A 17,337-nucleotide genomic window follows, 5' to 3' on the forward strand; every position below is an offset into this window, starting at 1 on the left:
AAATAAATTAATTTAAGCTTTAAAAATTAAGTTCTTTTAATAAAGTTTTTGCATCAACTAATCCTATTATTTGTTTTAGCACTTCGCCTTTATCGTTTAAAACAAGTAAAACTGGTGGTCCAAAAACCTTATAAGTCTCTGCCATTTCTTGCTCAAATTGGTTTGGGTTAGTTAAATCTATTTTAATTAAATTGTAATTTTTCAACTCATTTATAACTTCTTCATTTTTAAAAGTAGTATTTTGCATAACTTTGCAGTTCTCACACCAACTAGCAGTAAAATATACAATATTTTTTGAACTTAGATTTAATTTTTCTTTTGCTTGTGTGAATTCTAAATTCTGTTGAGAAATATTATTACTTGGATTAAAAGTTTTGTTTAATAATATAAAACTATAAGCTAATATTAAAACTAAAATAATTTTAAAAAATAAAAAGAATTTGTTCTTAGTATTTTCAAATAAGCCAAAAAATACTACAAAACTAATACCAAGTAAGGCATATAAGACATTTGTGATATTCTCATTTATTATTCTTTCTAAGAAAAATATTGCTATTCCTAATAAAATAAATCCAAAAAATTTATTAACATATTGCATCCAAGAACCAGTTATAAATTTAAAACCAAAACCAATCGCTATTAGTGGAATTCCCATACCTATACTCATAAAAAATAATGAAAAAGCTCCAAGCAATACATCATTGCTATTTGCTACATAAATTAAAATTCCAGCAAGTGGTGCAGCTACACAAGGTCCTACTATTAAAGCACTTAAGACCCCCATTAAAAATACTCCAATAATTCCACTATATTTTGAGCTTTTTTTATTTACGCTATTTACAATAAAGTTAGGCATTTTTAGTTCAAATAAGCCAAACATTGATAATGATAAAATTACAAAAATTAAAGAAAATAGAATGATTACAATTGGATTTTGAAAAAATACTTGAACTCCACTTCCTACTAAAGCTGCTATTATTCCTGCTATTGTATAGCTAATAGCCATTCCTAATACATAAATAATGCTTGAAATTATTGGATTTTTACCACTACTTTTTGCCAAAATACTAGATATTATAGGTATCATTGGTAGGGTGCAAGGTGTTAAAGATAATAATATTCCTGATACAAAAAAAGTTAAAATACTTATTAAAAATGAAGAATTTAAAAGTTTGCTTTCATATTCATTTTGTGTAGATTGTTTTTCTTTTTTTAGTTTTAAAGCTTCTTTGTTATCATATTCTAAAACCAATTTATCATTTTGATAATTAAAAGACGCTACAAGTGGTTGATAACATAATCCTTCAGTAGAACAACCTAAATAAAAAATTTTAATATTGTCATTATTTTTTAATGTAAAATTTGGGAAATCAAATTCTAAAGTATTGTAAAAGACTTCAACATTATCCTTTAATACCGCATTGCTTAAGTCAAATTTATTTGTGATATTTTCGTTGTTTAATAAGACTTTTATTTCGTTTTTATATAAGTAAATATCAGGATTTAGATTAAGTTTTATAAAATTTGCTTGAGAGTTATTTTCAAGTTGGAATTTAAATGCTTCATTTGGTGGTAGTGGATTTGCAATTGCTAATACGCAAAATATTAAAATATTTATAATAAATTTCATTGTTTTTTCCTTGTTTTTTTATATTGTATAAGAGTAAAACATATGATTGTAAAAATAATAAATAATGTGCTAAAAATAATTAGTATTTTTTCTTTATCGTTATAACTTGCCTTTATTTTTTTAAAGTTTTTAATTTTATCTAAATCAATAGTGCAACCATAATATACATTTAAATTTTTATCTTTTTTGATATAAGTTATTATATGTCTTATTGAGTAGTTAGTCCAAAAAATATTAGCTTTTGTATATCCTTCATCCTTTATTTTTGCTAGCAGTTCTTTTATATAAAATTTATTATTTGTGTCTTTTTCTAAAAAAATATTTTGATGCTCATAGTCCTTAGAATAATGAGCTATATAAAATCCTAACTCATTAAAAGCATAGGCTTTTTCTTGATAATTATCAAAATTAATCGTATTAATTTCTTTTTTGATTAGATTAATTTTTTCTTTATAATTTAAAGAATTTGGAAGATTTTTTGCATAATTATCTATTTTATCTACTATTGCTTTTGCTTGTTTTGCGATGATATTTTTAGTGCCTTCATTGTCTTTTAGTTGATAGTTTTTATCAAGTGTAATATAAACATCTATGCTATTTAATATTACGCTAATACAGGCTAATAATGAAAATAATATAATAGTTTTTTTACCCATCAATACTTACCCTATTTAAAATTGCACTACTTAAAGAGTGAATATCAATATCTTGAATTTTAATACCATTTGGAACGCCTTGAGCGATTTTGCTTACTTTTACATTGTAGTGTTTAAAATAATCTTCTAAATAAAAGCACACCGTATCCGTGCTAACGCTTGGTGTGTAGGCTAAAACCAGTTCTATTGTATTGTATTTGCAAATCATTTTTTCTAATTTTTTTAAATAGTATTCATTGGTTTTTGAAAGTATAAAATATCTACCTTCATATACTTTACATTCATCTATAAAAAATACATCTTTTGGGCTTTCTACTAAGCAAATTGTATTATCTAATTCATCATTTATGCAATAATCACAAAGTTCATTTTCACTTAAGCAACCACAAATAGAACATTCTTTTATATTTTTTTTAGCATTCTCTAAAGAATTCATTAGTTCTTCTAATAAATTTTTATTTTCATAACACAAATAATAAGCCATTTTTAAAGAAGTTTTTTTGCCAATTCCTTGAATTTTTCCTATGCTTTTGCATAAATTATCAAAATGTATCACAATATAATCCTAAAGTTATGATAGCCATCATCGTAAAAATATTTAAGCTCAAATCCTTGAGTATCACAAATATATTTTATTAAATAAAGTCCTAATCCAAATCCACTTTGCTCTGCATTACCCCTTGCAAATGGTTTAAAATACTCTTCTGTATTAAAGTCTTTTTCTTCTCCTATGTTTTTTACATTAATATAGTCTTTTTGAAATTCAATTATACACTTATGGTTGCTTGAGTATTTAATAGCATTATCTAATAGATTTTTAATCAATATTATAAATAAAGCTCCATCTACTATTATTGTTCTATCTTCGTTCATTTTTACATCAATAATTTGTAAATTATCTAAATATAAAGCACTGATTGATTGCTCTAATAAATATGAATACGAATATTCTTTTAAGACTACTTCATGGTTTTTAGATAATATTTCTTCTACTTGCTTAAATTCATTTACTAAAGCATTCATACCTTTAAATACACTTATTAAGATTTTTTTATTTTTTTCGCTTTCTGGCATAGTTGCTGCAAACATTCCTTTAGCAATAGGTGTTTTTAACTCGTGCATAATTGCTCTTAAAAAAAATCTTCTTGCCAATACCAATTCATTATTTTTTTTAGTAGCTTTATTAAATTCTTTAGTTAATAATCCTATTTCATCATTTTTATAATAAGAAAAATTGCTATTTTTTCCGTTTGATAAATCCCTAATATGTCTTGTAAGACCCTTTAATGGTTGAATTAAATTATAACAATATATTAAAGAAGCAAAAAACATCATAATAATTAATGATATTAATAATTTAATTAAACCATCATTTATATTATTATTGTGGGTGTTTTCATAAACTTTTAATGAATTATTTTTTTGATTTATGAGTTTTAAATAATATTTGTCTTTATAAACAATTCCTTGAATTAGTCCAAAATTAGTTTTATGGTCTATTGGCTTATCATTGCTTGTGCAAAGCTCACGCATAAAACGCTTGTCTGTGATTTCTTGAAAATCAATATCTTGTAAGTATTTATCAATTTCTACACCAGCACCACTAGCATACAATTTATTAATAGCTAATATTGCAAAATAAAGCCTACTTATACTTTCAGCTCTTAAAGCCTTATTGGAGTATTGAGTTATTTGTATAATAGCTGTAATAGTAAGTATAATGCTAATAGCAAAAACTGCTATTAGCTTACTAAGAATAGAGTGTAACAGCATTAGCCAAGAAGCTTATAACCAATACCACGAACAGAGAATATATGTTTAGGGTCTTTTGAACTATCGCCTATCTTACTTCTTAATCTTCCTATAATTACATCTAAGCTTTTGCTATCTTTTTCTCTTAATGACCTACAGCTATTAGCTAGCTCATCTCTTGATACTGAATAGCTATGTCTTTTCACTAGATAACTTAATATATCATATTCAGCCGGTGTTAAGCTTAGTGGTTTTTTATCATAGTAAATTTCATGTTTTTCATGCTCAACTTTGAATAATGTGCTTACTTCTTCTTCAGGTGGTAGTAAGCTTTTTTTGTATCTTCTAACAAGTGATGATACCCTTGCTTGCAATTCAGTTGGCTCATAAGGTTTTGGTAAATAATCATCAGCCCCTAATCCAAGTCCTAAAACCTTATCACTTGTATCTCCTCTAGCACTTGAAATGATAATAGGAATATCATACTTCTTGCGAATTTCCTTGCATACTTCTAATCCATCCATTCCAGGTAGAGTTAAGTCTAAAATTAGACAATCATAATTACTAAAGTTAGCAGTTAAACCTTCAGCAGGAGTGCTGTAATTTGTAACTTTTATGTTAAACCTTGCTAAAAACTCTGTAATCAACTCAGCGAATTCCACTTCGTCTTCAATCATAATTACATTAATCATTTTTTCACCTTTATTTATTAAAGTCTTTCCATTCTAACAATAATTAATTTATAAATGATAAATTGCAAAAGGAAAAAGATGCGTGACTTTTATGAAATTCTAGGAGTTAGTAAAAATGCTAGTTCTGAAGAAATTAAAAAAGCTTATAGAAAATTGGCATTGAAATATCATCCTGATAGAAATCAAGGCGATAAAGATGCTGAAGAAAAGTTTAAAGAAATCAATGTAGCTTATGAAACCTTAAGTGATGACACTAAAAGAGCTAGATATGATAGATACGGCGAAGCTGGTCTTAATGGTGGTTCAGGTGCTGGTGGCTTTGGATTTGAAGGATTTTCAAATTTTAGTGATATTTTTAGTGATATTTTTGGTGGCTTTGGCGATAGTGATGATGAAGAAATTGATGAAGATTTATTTATTACTCTTGAATTAGGTTTTAAAGAAGCTATTTTTGGTTGTAAAAAGAAAGTTAATTATTCTTATAAAGCAAATTGTATTAAGTGTGATGGAACAGGCTCGGCAAGTAAAACTACAACTACTTGCTCAAGATGTAATGGCAAGGGCAAAATAGCTATTAGAAAAGGCTTTTTCCAAATGGTTAGCACTTGTGATGTGTGTGGCGGTAAAGGTAAAGTAGTAAAAGATAAATGTTCATCTTGTCAAGGTAGTGGAAAAGAAAATAAAAAAGAAGAATTAGAAGTAACTATTCCTGAAGGAGTTGATAACGGAGTAACTTTAAAATGTTCTAATAAAGGAAATGAGATTAATTCTAATGAGCGTTCTGATTTGTATATAAAACTTCGTGTAGCAAGAGATGATAGGTTTGTTAGAAAAGGTGATGATATTTATATAGATGTTCCAATCTTATTTACCCAAGCAGCTTTAGGTTCTACCATCATTGTGCCTACTATTAGAGGAGAAGCTAGTATTCAAATTCCATTTGGCTTAAGCGATAAACAACTTGTAAAAATTAGTGGCGAAGGTGTTAAAAACCATCATACAAGAAGAACAGGGGATCAATTTGTCCAACTTAGCATTATGTATCCAAAACATATAAATGCAGAACAAAAAGAATTATTAGAAAAATTAAACGAGAGTTTTGGTATCAAAAATGATGCTAAAGAGCAACAACACGGGATATTTGATACTATTAAATCTTGGTTTAAATAATTTTTATTTTAATTCAAATTCTTTTTTAGAATTTGGATTAAAAATATTTTTATTAAAGTGAGCTTAAAATACTTTCGTATGCGTTTTGCAAATCTTCTTCGCTTTTTATATTAAAAACTTTTGTATTAAATTTTTTATTAAAAGTCCTTTGTCTTTTTGCTAGTTGTCTTGTATGAATTGTGATTAATTCTTCTAATTCATCTTTAGATATTTTTTGATTAAAACAATCAATTATTTCTTTAGCTCCAATAGAGTTTAATGCTTTTGTATCACCATAAATCTTATATAAATTTATAACTTCATCATAAGCATTTAAGCTAAGCATTTGTTTAGTCCTTAGCCTAATTCTTTCGTTTAAAATATCTTTATTCCATAAAATATCGTATATTTTAAGCTCTTTAATAAGTGCTTCTTGAGTATTTGTTTTTAGCCAAAGGCTAGGAATTTCATTTGTGCTTTTATAAATACTATACCATTTATTTAGCCTATAAGTATCATTTGCTGATATGTTTGAGTTCTTATCAATTTTTAGCATTAGATTATAGATTTCATCAAGGCTTAAATTATGATTAATATCATTAATTTTAGGGCTTAATCCATCAAGCATTGCTTTTAGATAAAATCCACTTCCACCTGTTATGATTAGATTTTTTTCATTATTTTTTGCAAATTCTAAAGCCTTTTTGTATTCATCAAAATAAAGCCCTACATTATAATTTTCATTTACGCTAATTAGATTTATTCCAAAGTATTTAATCTCTTCTAGCATTTGATTATCTGGCTTGGCATTTATAATATTTAATTCTTTATAAAGACATAAACTATCAAGGCTTAAAATTATAGAATTTGAAGCTTTAGCAAGTTTATGAGCTAGGTTTGTTTTGCCACTTGCAGTTGTTCCTATGAGAGCAATTTTTTTCATCTTTATCCTTAAATCTTAATTAAAATATTATAAACTAGATTAAAAACGGAAGAGTTATGAATAAATTAAAAAACATTTTAGAATTAATCGTATTTAAGCATAGTATTTTTGCTTTACCTTTCTTAATTATTTCAATGCTTAGCGCTATAAAATTATATGAATTAAGCCTATCATCAATTTGGCTTAATTTTATCTTAGCTATTTTTTGTGCTGTTTGTGCTAGAAATTACGCAATGGCACTTAATAGATTGCTTGATGCTGATATTGATATTTTAAACGAAAGGACAAAAAATCGTCCTAGTGTAGATGGTAGAGTAGGGCGTGGGAATTTGGTTTTATTTATAATCGCAAATGCTGTAATTTTCGTGCTTTTAGCATATTTTATAAATACTACTTGCTTTTATCTTAGCTTTTTTGCCTTAGCTTTACTTGGTTCTTATTCTTTATTTAAGAGATTTTCTTATTTAGCTCATATTATTTTAGGCTTATCTTTAGGATTTGCTTGTGTAGCAGGTGAAATTGTGCTTACAAATTCTATTAGTGCTTATTCTATTGCTTTATGTTTTGCGGTTTGTTTTTGGACTGCTGGGTTTGATTGTTTGTATGCTTTGCAAGATTTAGAATTTGATAAAGCAAATAATTTATTTTCTATACCATCTTGTTTTGGTAAAACGGCTACTTTATTTATAGCTGCGATTTTTCATTTGATTGCATTTTTGTTTTGGTTTGTTTTTTTAGTTAGTGTAAATGCTGGATTTTATGGATTTTTAGGATTGATAATAGTAGGAATTTTATTAATAATAGAGCATTTTATAGTGAGAAAAAATACAGAAAAAATAGAAAGAGCTTTTTTTGATATAAATGCTATTGTTAGCATAGTGTTTTTGATATTTTTTATAATAGATTTAAAGGTTGGCTAATGATTATGTATGAAGCAAGATTTAGAATTGATTATCAAGAATGTGAAGAATTAGAAGATAGATTTTTACAAGAATATAATGCTATTAATTATCATAAATCTTTACAAGATTATAGGCACAGAGCTAGTAAAATGGATATGTATCCTGAAGATAAATTGTTTTTTGAAATGCTTTGTGATATTAAAAAAGATTTATTAGAAATTAAAAATCTTAAAAAAGATGAATTTATAAAATTAGATAATAGCACTTATTCAAATTCAATAAATTATGAATATATTCGTGTTGAAGATAGTTTAAAACCTAATCAAACATATTACGCAAGGCTTGTTTTAGTTGATAGAACTATATCTTGTTTTGTTAGTGCAATTGATGAGCATACTTTTAAAATCACTCAAATTAAAAGATATGATACAGAAGGGCTTAATTTATTTGTAGCTGATATTCAAAGGAATTTAATTAATATTAAAAAGGAAAAAAATGGGGATTGATTTATTAATTTATATTGTATTTATAATTTTTATAGTTTTATTATTTGTTTATGTAAGACTTAGTTTTAGAGATTTAAATGATAAATTAGATGGGGTTTTAAAGGCTATTGATGAGAATTATAAATCTATTCATAGACTTGAAAAAGATGTAGAAAAATTAAAACTAGCAGAGATAAATAACGCTAAACAAAATGATTTTAATGATAATATTATGCAAAATTGTGAGTTTTTAATACATTCAATTATTGATGAAAGAATTAATGAGCTAAATAGTGATTTAGGTATTATTCAAGAAAGTATTCAAGAAGTTACAAAAAACCAAGATAGTAGAATTGCAAATTTAGAACTTGCAAACGAGCCAATCACTAGGCTAAGTCCTAATGAAGACGCTGAAAGAATGCAGATTTTAAAACTTTTTGGAGATGGTAAAAGCGTAGAAGAAATAGCATTACTTCTAAACAAAAGCCCACAAGCAATTAATATTATTTTAAAAAGTTTATAAGGACTAAAAATGTTAATTGATTCGTATGGAAGAAGGATAAATTATTTAAGAATTTCACTTACTCAAAGATGTAATTTCCGTTGTCTTTATTGTATGCCAAAAGTTCCTTTTAATTGGGTTCCTAAAGAAAATTTATTAAGCTATGAAGAATTATTTTTATTTGCAAAATTATGTATGGATAAGGGTGTAGATAAAATCCGTTTAACTGGTGGAGAACCACTTGTAAGAGCTGATTTAGATAAATTCATAAAAATGCTAATTGATTATAAGAGCGATTTGGATTTAGCACTTACAACTAATGGATTTTTATTAAAAGAACAAGCAGCAAAATTAAAAGCAGCAGGACTTGTAAGAATAAATGTATCTCTTGATACTTTAGTGCCACAAAGAGCAAAATTAATCTCTCAAAAAGATATTTTAAAAGAAGTTTTAGAAGGTATAGAAGAAGCCTTAAAAGTAGGGTTAAAAGTAAAGATTAATTGCGTTCCTTTAAAGGGTATTAATGAAGATGAATTAATTGATTTGATTATGTTTTGCAAAGATAAAAATATTCAAATAAGATTTATTGAATTTATGGAAAACGAACACGCTTACGGACAATTATGTGGATTAAGAGAAGCTGAAATACTAGATAAAATCAAGCAAAGATTTAGCATAAATGCACTTGAGAAAGAGCCAAATTCTCCTGCTAGTTTATATAAAATTAATGAGTTAGATTATGTATTTGGTGTGATTAATCCACACAAGCACGATTTTTGTGATAGCTGCAATCGTTTAAGACTTAGTGCGGAAGGATTTTTGATACCTTGCCTTTATTTTGATGAAGCTATGAGTATTAAAAAGGCTTTAAGAAATAAAGATATTAATAAGGCTTTAGAGATTTTAAATACGGTTTTAGAAAACAAACCTGAGAAAAATAAGTGGAGCGAAGAAGATAATAAAAGCTCTGCTAGGTCGTTTTCACAAACGGGTGGATGATGAAATTAGTTGAAGAATTTTTAAGTATTCAAGGTGAAGGGATATTTGCAGGAAGGCTTGCTTATTTTATCCGTTTTGCGGGGTGCAATTTCTCTTGCTATGGATTTGGAGTTGTTAAGAGCAAAAATAATAAAACATTAATTGGTTGCGATACTTTAAGAGCTGTTTATACTAATGAATTTAGCGATGAGTATAAGGAATTTGAAACAGGAATTACAATTCAAAAAATCAAATCATTTAAGCACAAACCTATGATAGTAATTACTGGTGGAGAGCCTTTAATTCATCAAGAAAATCCTAAATTTATAGAGCTTTTAGAATATTTGGTAAAAAATGAATATTTAGTGCAGTTTGAGACTAATGCTAGTATTTGTTTAAAAGAATACGATTTTTATAAAAATTGTTATTTTGCAATGGGAGTAAAACTTGCAAATAGCAAAATGCCAAAGGAAAAAAGAATAAATTATGAAGCAATTAATTCAATTTTAAAGCAATCAAAACAAGCATTTTTTAAAATCGTTTTAGATAAAGCGGATTTAGAAGATAATCAAGAATTATTTGAATTAAGAAATGCTTATAAAGACGCTAATTTTTATCTAATGCCAAAGGGTGCTACTAATGATGAATTAAGAGCGAATGCTAAGAGCGTTTTAGAATTTGCTATTAAAAATGGCTTTAATTATACAGATAGGATACATATTAGAATTTATGATGATTTGGAGGGTGTATGAGAATAGGTAAATTATTTGAGTTTGAAAATGCTCATATAGTTAGGTTTTGTAGTTCAAAAAGATGTAAAACTAGCATTCACGGACATTCTTATAAATTAGAATTAATTTTATATGCAAATACTCTTGATAAAGCGGGAATGGTTTATGATTTCGGGCTTTTAAAAGGAAATATTAAGCAAATAATAGATGCGTTTGACCATAGCACTTGTATTTATAAATACGATGATTTAGAGTATGTAAATGATATTAAAAAGCATTCAGCTAGGTGGGTTGAACTACCTTGTAATATCAGTGCAGAAAATCTTAGCATAGTGTTTTTTATATTAATTTCTAAGATTTTACAAAATTCAAAAATGCACAATGATGAGAATGTAAGAGTAGATAAAATCAGACTAAATGAGACTAGAACAGGCTGGGCTGAATGTGAATATGATGATGCTTTTTATAATGATGAGCCTAGAATTAATTTAAATGAAATAACTTTTTCTAAGGCAATTTTAGAAGATTTTAGTGATACAAATTTATTTGAAAAAATTAAAAATAATGAGATTTTTATAAATCCAAAGGAAGTTTAATGAGTATTATTGGCATTCATATGTTTTTTGTGTATTGCTTGGTAGCTTTAGAATTTTCTTATTTGTTTATTTCTCAATGTTGTAAGGATATTAATAAATTTATTTCAAGAATTTCAATTATTAGTCCAATACAAATTATAGCCTTAGTTTTGGTGTTATTAAGTGGTATGTTTATTGAAGCTACTAAGGCATTTTTTAATTTTAAGATTTTTTTATTTTTAAGTTGGATTTTGATTTTTTATCTTAGCATTAGACAGCTTGTAATTTTTAATAAGATAAAAAAAGCAAAAAAAAGCTTTAATTTTAAATTATTCAGTATTGTTTTTGAGATATTAAAAATATTTTTAATCATATTTGCTGGTGTTACAAATTCTTTATTATTTTAATCGGAGTTTTTAATGAGTGATTTTATAAGTGTGCATTTGTTTTTTGTATATATTTTAATAATTTTAGAACTTTTATATTTTGTTTTTTCACAATATTTAAAGGACATTCATAAATATATTTTTAGAATCAGAGTGCTTTTGCCTGCTTATTATACGATAATTGTTTGTGTGTTTTTTACAGGCATTATTATTGAAGCTATGAAAGGCTTTAATGATTTTAGATTTTTAATGCTATTTGCTGTTATTTTAATTTTAGGAATTTCTATATTTCAATTTATTAAATTTAAAAAATATAGAAAAAGCAAAGAATATTTAAAATTTAAAAAATTAAGTTTATTTTTAGAGCTAATAAAATTATTTGCTATTTTAATTGCAGGATTTAACAATGTTTTACTATTTTAATGATTTAGCAGGTAGTGAAGAAATTGTTTTAGATAGTGAATTAGTATCTCATTTTAAAGCTAGACGAGAACAAATAGGAAATATAGTAAATATCAGTAGATTAGATGGGTTTTTGTATAAATATGAAATAATATTTATGCAAAGAAATAAAATCATTTTAAAAATGCTAGAACAATGTGAATTTAAAGCAAATAAAAGTGGTGTAAAAATTGCACTTGCTATGATAGAAATTGATAGTATTTTTGAAATTGCACCTTATTTAAATGAATTAGGATTAGAAGAATTATTTTTAGTTTATACAGATTTTTCTCAAAAATCTTATAAATTTGATGATAAAAAATTAGCTAAACTTGAAAAGATTTTGCATAATTCAAGCTCACAATGTGCTAGGGCTGATATTTTAAAAATCACAATTTTAAATAATTTAGCCGAACTTAAAAAACTTTATAATGATTTTGTTTTAATTGATTTTAATAAAAATGATTTATGCGAGTTTAATAAAGATTGTTTATATGTAATTGGCCCTGAAGGTGGTTTTAGTGAAAAAGAAAGGAATTTATTTAAAACTCAAGGTTTAAAAATTACAAATATTTTAAAAGCAAAAACGGCTATTATAAGCATAAGTTCAAAAATTTTAATGTAGATTTAATGTAATTTAAGATACAATCACAGCTTTATTTATGCCAAAAAGGAAAATATTATGAAAAAAGACATTCATCCAGATTATAAAAAATGCACTGTAACTTGTGCTTGTGGAAATACTTTTGTAACTAAATCAAATAAAGAAGAATTAAGAGTAGATATATGCTCAAGTTGTCATCCATTTTTCACAGGAAGTGAAAAAATCGTAGATGCTGCAGGTAGAGTTGAGAAGTTTAAGAAAAAATATTCAATGCAATAATGCTTTATTTCGTTCCTACACCAATAGGAAATCTAGGCGATATTTCATATCGTGCTTTAGAAGTCTTACAAGTTTGCGAGTTAATTTTTTGTGAAGATGTGCGAGTTTGTAAGGCTTTACTTAATTTATTAAGTAGTAAATATAATATAGAATTTAATATAAATAATTTCATATCACTACATTCACACAATGAAAAAGATTTTGATTTTTCTAAAATTGATTTTTCTAAAAATATAGCTTATTTGAGTGATGCAGGTATGCCTTGCATAAGTGATCCTGGAATTTCACTAGTAAAATATGCTCAAGAAAATTATATAAAATATAGTGTTTTGCCTGGTGCAAATGCTGCTATTACTGCACTTGTTGCAAGTGGGTTTTCTGATAAGGAATTTATATTTTTAGGATTTTTAAATATCAAAAAAAATCGTCAAGCTCAAATAGAAAATGCTCTAAACCAAAGCTATCCAACTATTATATATGAAGCTCCTACAAGGATTTTGGATTTAGTATTAGATATTGCAAAAATTGATGAAGATAAAGAATTATTTTTAATTAAAGAAATATCAAAAATGTATGAAAAAACTTATAAAGATACTGCTAAAAATCTAGCAAATATTTTAAAAAATGAGAATTTAAAAGGCGAATGGGTAGTGGTTATAAATAATGAAAATTCTATTTCAAATTCTAATATAAATTCTCAAGATATTTTAAATCTTAATATAAGTTTAAAAGATAAAGCGAAATTATTGAGTAAATTAAATGGGCTTAGCCCAAAACAAAATTATGAAAATTTATTAAAGAGTGAAAAATGATAATTTACGGCAAACAAGTGCTAATGCACTATATTACAAAACATCCTGAAAAAATAGAAGAAATATATTTAGCAAAAGATTTAGATAAAGATAGCTTTAGACAAATTACAAAATTAGGCAAAAAAATCCATAAGTTAGATTTTATTAAAGCTCAAGCAATGGCAAAGGGTGGAAATCATCAAGGCTATTTAGCAAAAGTTAGCGAATACGAATTAGCAAATGTAAATGAGTTTAAAAAATTTGAAAAAATTGTTTTATTGCACGAATTAAGCGATGTTGGAAATATAGGCTCAATTGCTAGAAGTGCTTATGCTTTAGGGTTTGATGGGATTATTCATTCAGGAAATAATATTAATATAGAAGCAGTTATGCGTTCTAGTGCTGGTGCTTTACTTGAATTAAATTTAGCATTTACTAAGGATATTTTAAGCTTGGTTAATGAATTTAAGCAAGTTGGTTTTAGCTTTTATGCTGCAAATAATTCAGAAAATGCTAAAGAGCATAATAAAATAAAATATGCTACAAAATCGGTTTTAGTTATGGGTAGCGAAGGTAATGGACTTAGTTCTAAGATTATTAAATCTTGTAATGAAGAAGTAAAAATTACTATGAAAAATAATTTTGATAGCCTAAATGTTAGTAATGCTTTTGCTATTTTAGGCGATAGGATGATAAATGAATGAAGTAGATTATTTAAAAAGTTTTTCTGTTAAAGAAATAGCTTTAAAAACTCACTTAGATGAAGCTAGAATTAAAGCAATAATTAATAAAGATTATGAGAATTTAAGTAGTGTTAATATTGCAATGAATATAAAGATTTTAGAGCGTGAATATAATATTGATTTTAGCGAATGGTTAAATGAATATAATGAATATAAAAACAATCATTTTAAGGACAAAAAAAATTCTTTAAAAGTAAAACCTAAAGTAATGGGTTATAACTCTGATAAGGAATCAAATAGTAATTTAGCTTATTTTATATATCTTAGTTTAGCTACTATTATTGTAATAGCTGGGGTTTTTTATTATTTTAATTATTATGATGAAAATTCTCAAGAAGTAGTAGAAAATACCACAACTCAAGAAAAACCAATAGAAGAATTGCAAGTAAATCAGCAAGAAAATTCTACACAAACCAAAACTCAAATAGAACCTATTAAAGAAGTAAAAGAAGAAATAAAACCAGCTACTCCTTTAGTAGAGAAAAAGCCTGAAGAAGTAAAAGAAGATAAAAAGCCTGAAAATTTAGAAGAGAGTAAAATCAATACAAAAGAAGAAACAATTCAAATTCCAGCACAAGTAGAGCTTATTCCTGAAATAAAACCACAAGAGATTAAAACTCAAGAAGTTAAAGTTCAAGAAGTAAAAGCTAATGAAATTAAAGAAGAAAAAGCAGAGATTATAGAGCCTAAAGTAGAGATTAAAAAAGATAATAAATTATTATTAAGTCCAAATTCTAAGGTTTGGGTTAGTGTTAAGAATTTAAAAACAAAAGAAACTAAAAATTATATGATAGTAAAAAGTGCTAGTTTTACTCAAGACTCTTTAATTTTTGTTGGTAATAACTTATTCACCCTTGAATTAGATGGTTCTAAGATAGAATTACCTACCACAAATGATGCTAGATATATTTTATTTAAAGATGGAAAAGTTACTTTTTTAAGTCAAAAAGAATATACAAAATTAGATAAGGCAAAATAATGAAAAAATTAATATGTTTATTTGTATTAGCTAGTTTTTCATATGCTACTTCTTCTTATGAAATAGCTTCAAAATTAGTAAATGACGATAGTAAAGATGCAAAGCTTAGATTATTATTTCCTAGCGGGTCTTATATGCAAGGAAATATGCCAAATATTAAAGCAATTACTCAAGTTTTAAAAATGAATTCTTTATTAACTTATGCTTATTCAAACGCTACAAATATGCAAATTAAATTTAGCGCAAAAGCAAAAGCAGGGATATTTTTAAAGGCTATTACAAAAGCTTATGAGCAAATAGGAATTAATTATTATTTAGTTAGTGAATATGTAAAAAATAATGATGAAATTAGTGTTGCTTTTACGATTAATTCAAAATTTAGTATAGACCCAGGTGCTTTATACGAAGCTTTAAAAAAGACAGGGGTATATATAATAGATGCTAGAAGAAATCAGAATGAATTTAGTTATGAACTTGATTTTAGCAGAGCAAATATACAAGCTGATTTTGAATTAAATAAAGGCGATTTATTAGAGCTTACTAAACCACTTGATGCGTATTTTATAAAAGTGAATAATATTTCTAAGCTCGTAATTGATAGAAATTTAAATAATATTTGGTATCCAAAGATTGAATTTTTGGATAAGAATTTAAATCTTATTTCAACTTATAAAAGTGAAAATAATTTTAAAGAATTGAATGTAGCAGTTCCTAAAATGTGTGCTTATATGATAGTAGGAGATGCTTTTACGCTAGAAAATATTAGATTAGGATTGAATATAAAGGGAATGTAATGAAAATAGCTTTATTAGGGTATGGAACGGTTGCTAGTGGTGTAGCAAAATTAATCAAAACAAATTCTGAATTAATTCAAAAAAGACTAGGCAAAAAATTAGAAATTTCTTTAGTTTATACAAGAGAGCATAAGGCAAATTGTCCTTATACTCAAACAAGTAATTTTGAAGATATTTTAAATAGCGATTGTGATGTAGTTTGTGAATTAATGGGTGGGACTACATTTGCTTATGAGTGCATTAAAAAAGCTCTTGAAAAAGGAAAACATGTAATAACAGCTAATAAAGCTTTACTTGCTTATTATCGTTATGATATTGAAAATATGCTAAAGCCTAATCAATATTTTGGCTATGAAGCAAGTGTTGCTGGCGGTGTGCCTATTATTAAAATTATCAAAGAAGGTTTAAGTGCTAATAAATTTAATTGTATTAAAGGTATATTAAATGGCACTTCAAATTACATTCTTACAAAAATGCAAAATGAAGGCTTAAGTTATGAAATAGCCTTAAAACAAGCTCAAGAATTAGGCTATGCAGAAGCTGATCCTACATTAGATATTAACGGAATGGACGCAGCACATAAACTAACCATTTTAGCAAGTCTTGCTTATGGAGTTAATATAAAACCTGAAGATATTTTGGTTCAAGGAATTGATAAGATTAGCAATGATGATTTTTATTTTGCTAAAGAATTTGAATTTGGAATTAAGCTTTTAGCAATTGCAAAACAAAATAATGATAAGGTAGAAATTAGAGTTCATCCAACATTAATAGATAAAAATCATATCTTAGCTAGTGTAAATAATTCTATGAATGCTATTTTACTTAATGATAATGCTTTAGGAGAGAGTTTGTATTATGGAGCAGGTGCAGGAAGTCTTGAGACTGCTAGTGCTGTTTTAAGCGATTTAATGCAAATAGCTGATAATAAAACTCGTAAAATGCTAGGATATAATGAATTACCAGTGGTATCTTTAGTATCAACTTGCGATATAACTTCTAAATATTATTTAAGATTAAGTGTAGATGATAAGATAGGTGTTTTAAATAAAATTACAAGTTTAATGAGTAATAATGAAATTAGCATAGATAGTCTAATGCAACGCCCATCAAAAAATCAATCAAGAACGATTTTTATTACAACTCATCTTGCAAATGAAGCAAAAATCAATAAATTATTGCAAGAATTACAAGTTCAAGAATTTGTAAAAGATGAAATTAATTTAATAAGAATAGAAGAATAGTAATTCATTTAATAATTTGGAATATTATTTATAAAAGATAATTTTTATCCCATTTTAAAAAACGGATAAAAAAGCTTTAGG

The 17,337-nt window shown here is 26.0% G+C and carries 22 protein-coding genes; 16 read left to right on the forward strand and 6 right to left on the reverse strand.

Annotation, left to right across the window (positions count from 1 at the left end):
- Positions 1–19: 19 nt before the first annotated feature.
- Genes dsbD through AVBRAN9331_RS02795 form a run of 5 tightly spaced genes read right to left on the reverse strand, consistent with a single transcriptional unit; the run spans position 20 to position 4,730 of the window.
- Complete coding sequence (gene dsbD / locus AVBRAN9331_RS02775) at positions 20–1,630, reverse strand: protein-disulfide reductase DsbD (RefSeq protein ID WP_336612352.1); 1,611 nt, start codon at positions 1,628–1,630, stop codon at positions 20–22.
- Positions 1,627–2,286, reverse strand: coding sequence for a hypothetical protein (locus AVBRAN9331_RS02780; RefSeq protein ID WP_239803062.1), 660 nt, complete (start codon positions 2,284–2,286; stop codon positions 1,627–1,629). Before AVBRAN9331_RS02780 ends, dsbD begins: the two co-directional genes overlap by 4 nt.
- Positions 2,279–2,842 (reverse strand): recombination protein RecR, encoded by a 564-nt coding sequence (locus tag AVBRAN9331_RS02785; protein WP_214120267.1) that lies wholly within the window; start codon positions 2,840–2,842, stop codon positions 2,279–2,281. The genes AVBRAN9331_RS02780 and AVBRAN9331_RS02785 overlap by 8 nt, the downstream gene beginning before the upstream one ends.
- Positions 2,839–4,059, reverse strand: coding sequence for an ArsS family sensor histidine kinase (locus AVBRAN9331_RS02790; RefSeq protein ID WP_214116929.1), 1,221 nt, complete (start codon positions 4,057–4,059; stop codon positions 2,839–2,841). Before AVBRAN9331_RS02790 ends, AVBRAN9331_RS02785 begins: the two co-directional genes overlap by 4 nt.
- A complete protein-coding gene (locus AVBRAN9331_RS02795) occupies positions 4,059–4,730 on the reverse strand; it encodes a response regulator transcription factor (RefSeq protein WP_214116928.1) in 672 nt (223 codons plus the stop codon). The genes AVBRAN9331_RS02790 and AVBRAN9331_RS02795 overlap by 1 nt, the downstream gene beginning before the upstream one ends.
- Positions 4,731–4,808: 78 nt before the next feature.
- Between AVBRAN9331_RS02795 and dnaJ the strand changes: the two genes are divergently transcribed.
- The gene (dnaJ, locus tag AVBRAN9331_RS02800) at positions 4,809–5,900 is read left to right on the forward strand and encodes a molecular chaperone DnaJ (protein ID WP_214116926.1); all 1,092 of its coding nucleotides are present in this window, start codon (positions 4,809–4,811) and stop codon (positions 5,898–5,900) included.
- Between the two features lie 52 nt (positions 5,901–5,952).
- On the opposite strand, the gene miaA is transcribed toward dnaJ, so the two are convergent.
- Complete coding sequence (gene miaA, locus AVBRAN9331_RS02805) at positions 5,953–6,822, reverse strand: tRNA (adenosine(37)-N6)-dimethylallyltransferase MiaA (protein WP_336612353.1); 870 nt, start codon at positions 6,820–6,822, stop codon at positions 5,953–5,955.
- 56 nt (positions 6,823–6,878) lie between these two features.
- Here miaA and AVBRAN9331_RS02810 point away from each other — a divergent pair, with 56 nt between their 5' ends.
- Genes AVBRAN9331_RS02810 through AVBRAN9331_RS02880 form a run of 15 tightly spaced genes read left to right on the forward strand, consistent with a single transcriptional unit; the run spans position 6,879 to position 17,256 of the window.
- On the forward strand, positions 6,879–7,742 hold the full coding sequence (locus AVBRAN9331_RS02810; protein WP_336607881.1) for a UbiA-like polyprenyltransferase: 864 nt from the start codon (positions 6,879–6,881) through the stop codon (positions 7,740–7,742).
- Positions 7,742–8,230 (forward strand): hypothetical protein, encoded by a 489-nt coding sequence (locus tag AVBRAN9331_RS02815; protein WP_214116920.1) that lies wholly within the window; start codon positions 7,742–7,744, stop codon positions 8,228–8,230. Before AVBRAN9331_RS02810 ends, AVBRAN9331_RS02815 begins: the two co-directional genes overlap by 1 nt.
- Positions 8,220–8,732 carry a helix-turn-helix domain-containing protein gene (locus tag AVBRAN9331_RS02820; protein WP_214116919.1) on the forward strand — a complete coding sequence of 171 codons (513 nt, stop codon included), beginning with the start codon at positions 8,220–8,222 and terminating at the stop codon, positions 8,730–8,732. The genes AVBRAN9331_RS02815 and AVBRAN9331_RS02820 overlap by 11 nt, the downstream gene beginning before the upstream one ends.
- A gap of 9 nt (positions 8,733–8,741) precedes the next feature.
- Positions 8,742–9,710, forward strand: a complete 969-nt coding sequence (moaA, locus tag AVBRAN9331_RS02825; RefSeq protein ID WP_336612354.1) for a GTP 3',8-cyclase MoaA — start codon at positions 8,742–8,744, stop codon at positions 9,708–9,710.
- Positions 9,710–10,441 carry a 7-carboxy-7-deazaguanine synthase QueE gene (locus AVBRAN9331_RS02830; protein ID WP_336612355.1) on the forward strand — a complete coding sequence of 244 codons (732 nt, stop codon included), beginning with the start codon at positions 9,710–9,712 and terminating at the stop codon, positions 10,439–10,441. Before moaA ends, AVBRAN9331_RS02830 begins: the two co-directional genes overlap by 1 nt.
- Positions 10,438–11,016 carry a 6-pyruvoyl trahydropterin synthase family protein gene (locus AVBRAN9331_RS02835; RefSeq protein WP_336612356.1) on the forward strand — a complete coding sequence of 193 codons (579 nt, stop codon included), beginning with the start codon at positions 10,438–10,440 and terminating at the stop codon, positions 11,014–11,016. The genes AVBRAN9331_RS02830 and AVBRAN9331_RS02835 overlap by 4 nt, the downstream gene beginning before the upstream one ends.
- Positions 11,016–11,402, forward strand: a complete 387-nt coding sequence (locus AVBRAN9331_RS02840; RefSeq protein ID WP_336606707.1) for a hypothetical protein — start codon at positions 11,016–11,018, stop codon at positions 11,400–11,402. The genes AVBRAN9331_RS02835 and AVBRAN9331_RS02840 overlap by 1 nt, the downstream gene beginning before the upstream one ends.
- A gap of 12 nt (positions 11,403–11,414) precedes the next feature.
- Complete coding sequence (locus tag AVBRAN9331_RS02845; protein WP_214116907.1) at positions 11,415–11,804, forward strand: hypothetical protein; 390 nt, start codon at positions 11,415–11,417, stop codon at positions 11,802–11,804.
- The gene (locus tag AVBRAN9331_RS02850) at positions 11,788–12,447 is read left to right on the forward strand and encodes a 16S rRNA (uracil(1498)-N(3))-methyltransferase (protein ID WP_214116905.1); all 660 of its coding nucleotides are present in this window, start codon (positions 11,788–11,790) and stop codon (positions 12,445–12,447) included. Before AVBRAN9331_RS02845 ends, AVBRAN9331_RS02850 begins: the two co-directional genes overlap by 17 nt.
- Positions 12,448–12,504: 57 nt before the next feature.
- Positions 12,505–12,705, forward strand: coding sequence for a 50S ribosomal protein L31 (gene rpmE, locus AVBRAN9331_RS02855; RefSeq protein WP_214116903.1), 201 nt, complete (start codon positions 12,505–12,507; stop codon positions 12,703–12,705).
- Complete coding sequence (gene rsmI, locus AVBRAN9331_RS02860) at positions 12,705–13,517, forward strand: 16S rRNA (cytidine(1402)-2'-O)-methyltransferase (protein WP_336608367.1); 813 nt, start codon at positions 12,705–12,707, stop codon at positions 13,515–13,517. The genes rpmE and rsmI overlap by 1 nt, the downstream gene beginning before the upstream one ends.
- Positions 13,514–14,200 carry a TrmH family RNA methyltransferase gene (locus tag AVBRAN9331_RS02865; RefSeq protein WP_336612357.1) on the forward strand — a complete coding sequence of 229 codons (687 nt, stop codon included), beginning with the start codon at positions 13,514–13,516 and terminating at the stop codon, positions 14,198–14,200. The genes rsmI and AVBRAN9331_RS02865 overlap by 4 nt, the downstream gene beginning before the upstream one ends.
- A complete protein-coding gene (locus AVBRAN9331_RS02870; RefSeq protein WP_336612358.1) occupies positions 14,193–15,218 on the forward strand; it encodes a hypothetical protein in 1,026 nt (341 codons plus the stop codon). The genes AVBRAN9331_RS02865 and AVBRAN9331_RS02870 overlap by 8 nt, the downstream gene beginning before the upstream one ends.
- Complete coding sequence (locus AVBRAN9331_RS02875) at positions 15,218–16,012, forward strand: hypothetical protein (protein WP_214116895.1); 795 nt, start codon at positions 15,218–15,220, stop codon at positions 16,010–16,012. The genes AVBRAN9331_RS02870 and AVBRAN9331_RS02875 overlap by 1 nt, the downstream gene beginning before the upstream one ends.
- Positions 16,012–17,256 carry a homoserine dehydrogenase gene (locus AVBRAN9331_RS02880; RefSeq protein ID WP_214116893.1) on the forward strand — a complete coding sequence of 415 codons (1,245 nt, stop codon included), beginning with the start codon at positions 16,012–16,014 and terminating at the stop codon, positions 17,254–17,256. The genes AVBRAN9331_RS02875 and AVBRAN9331_RS02880 overlap by 1 nt, the downstream gene beginning before the upstream one ends.
- Positions 17,257–17,337 lie beyond the last annotated feature (81 nt).

Source organism: Campylobacter sp. RM9331, from assembly GCF_020137685.1.
GTDB lineage: Bacteria > Campylobacterota > Campylobacteria > Campylobacterales > Campylobacteraceae > Campylobacter_E.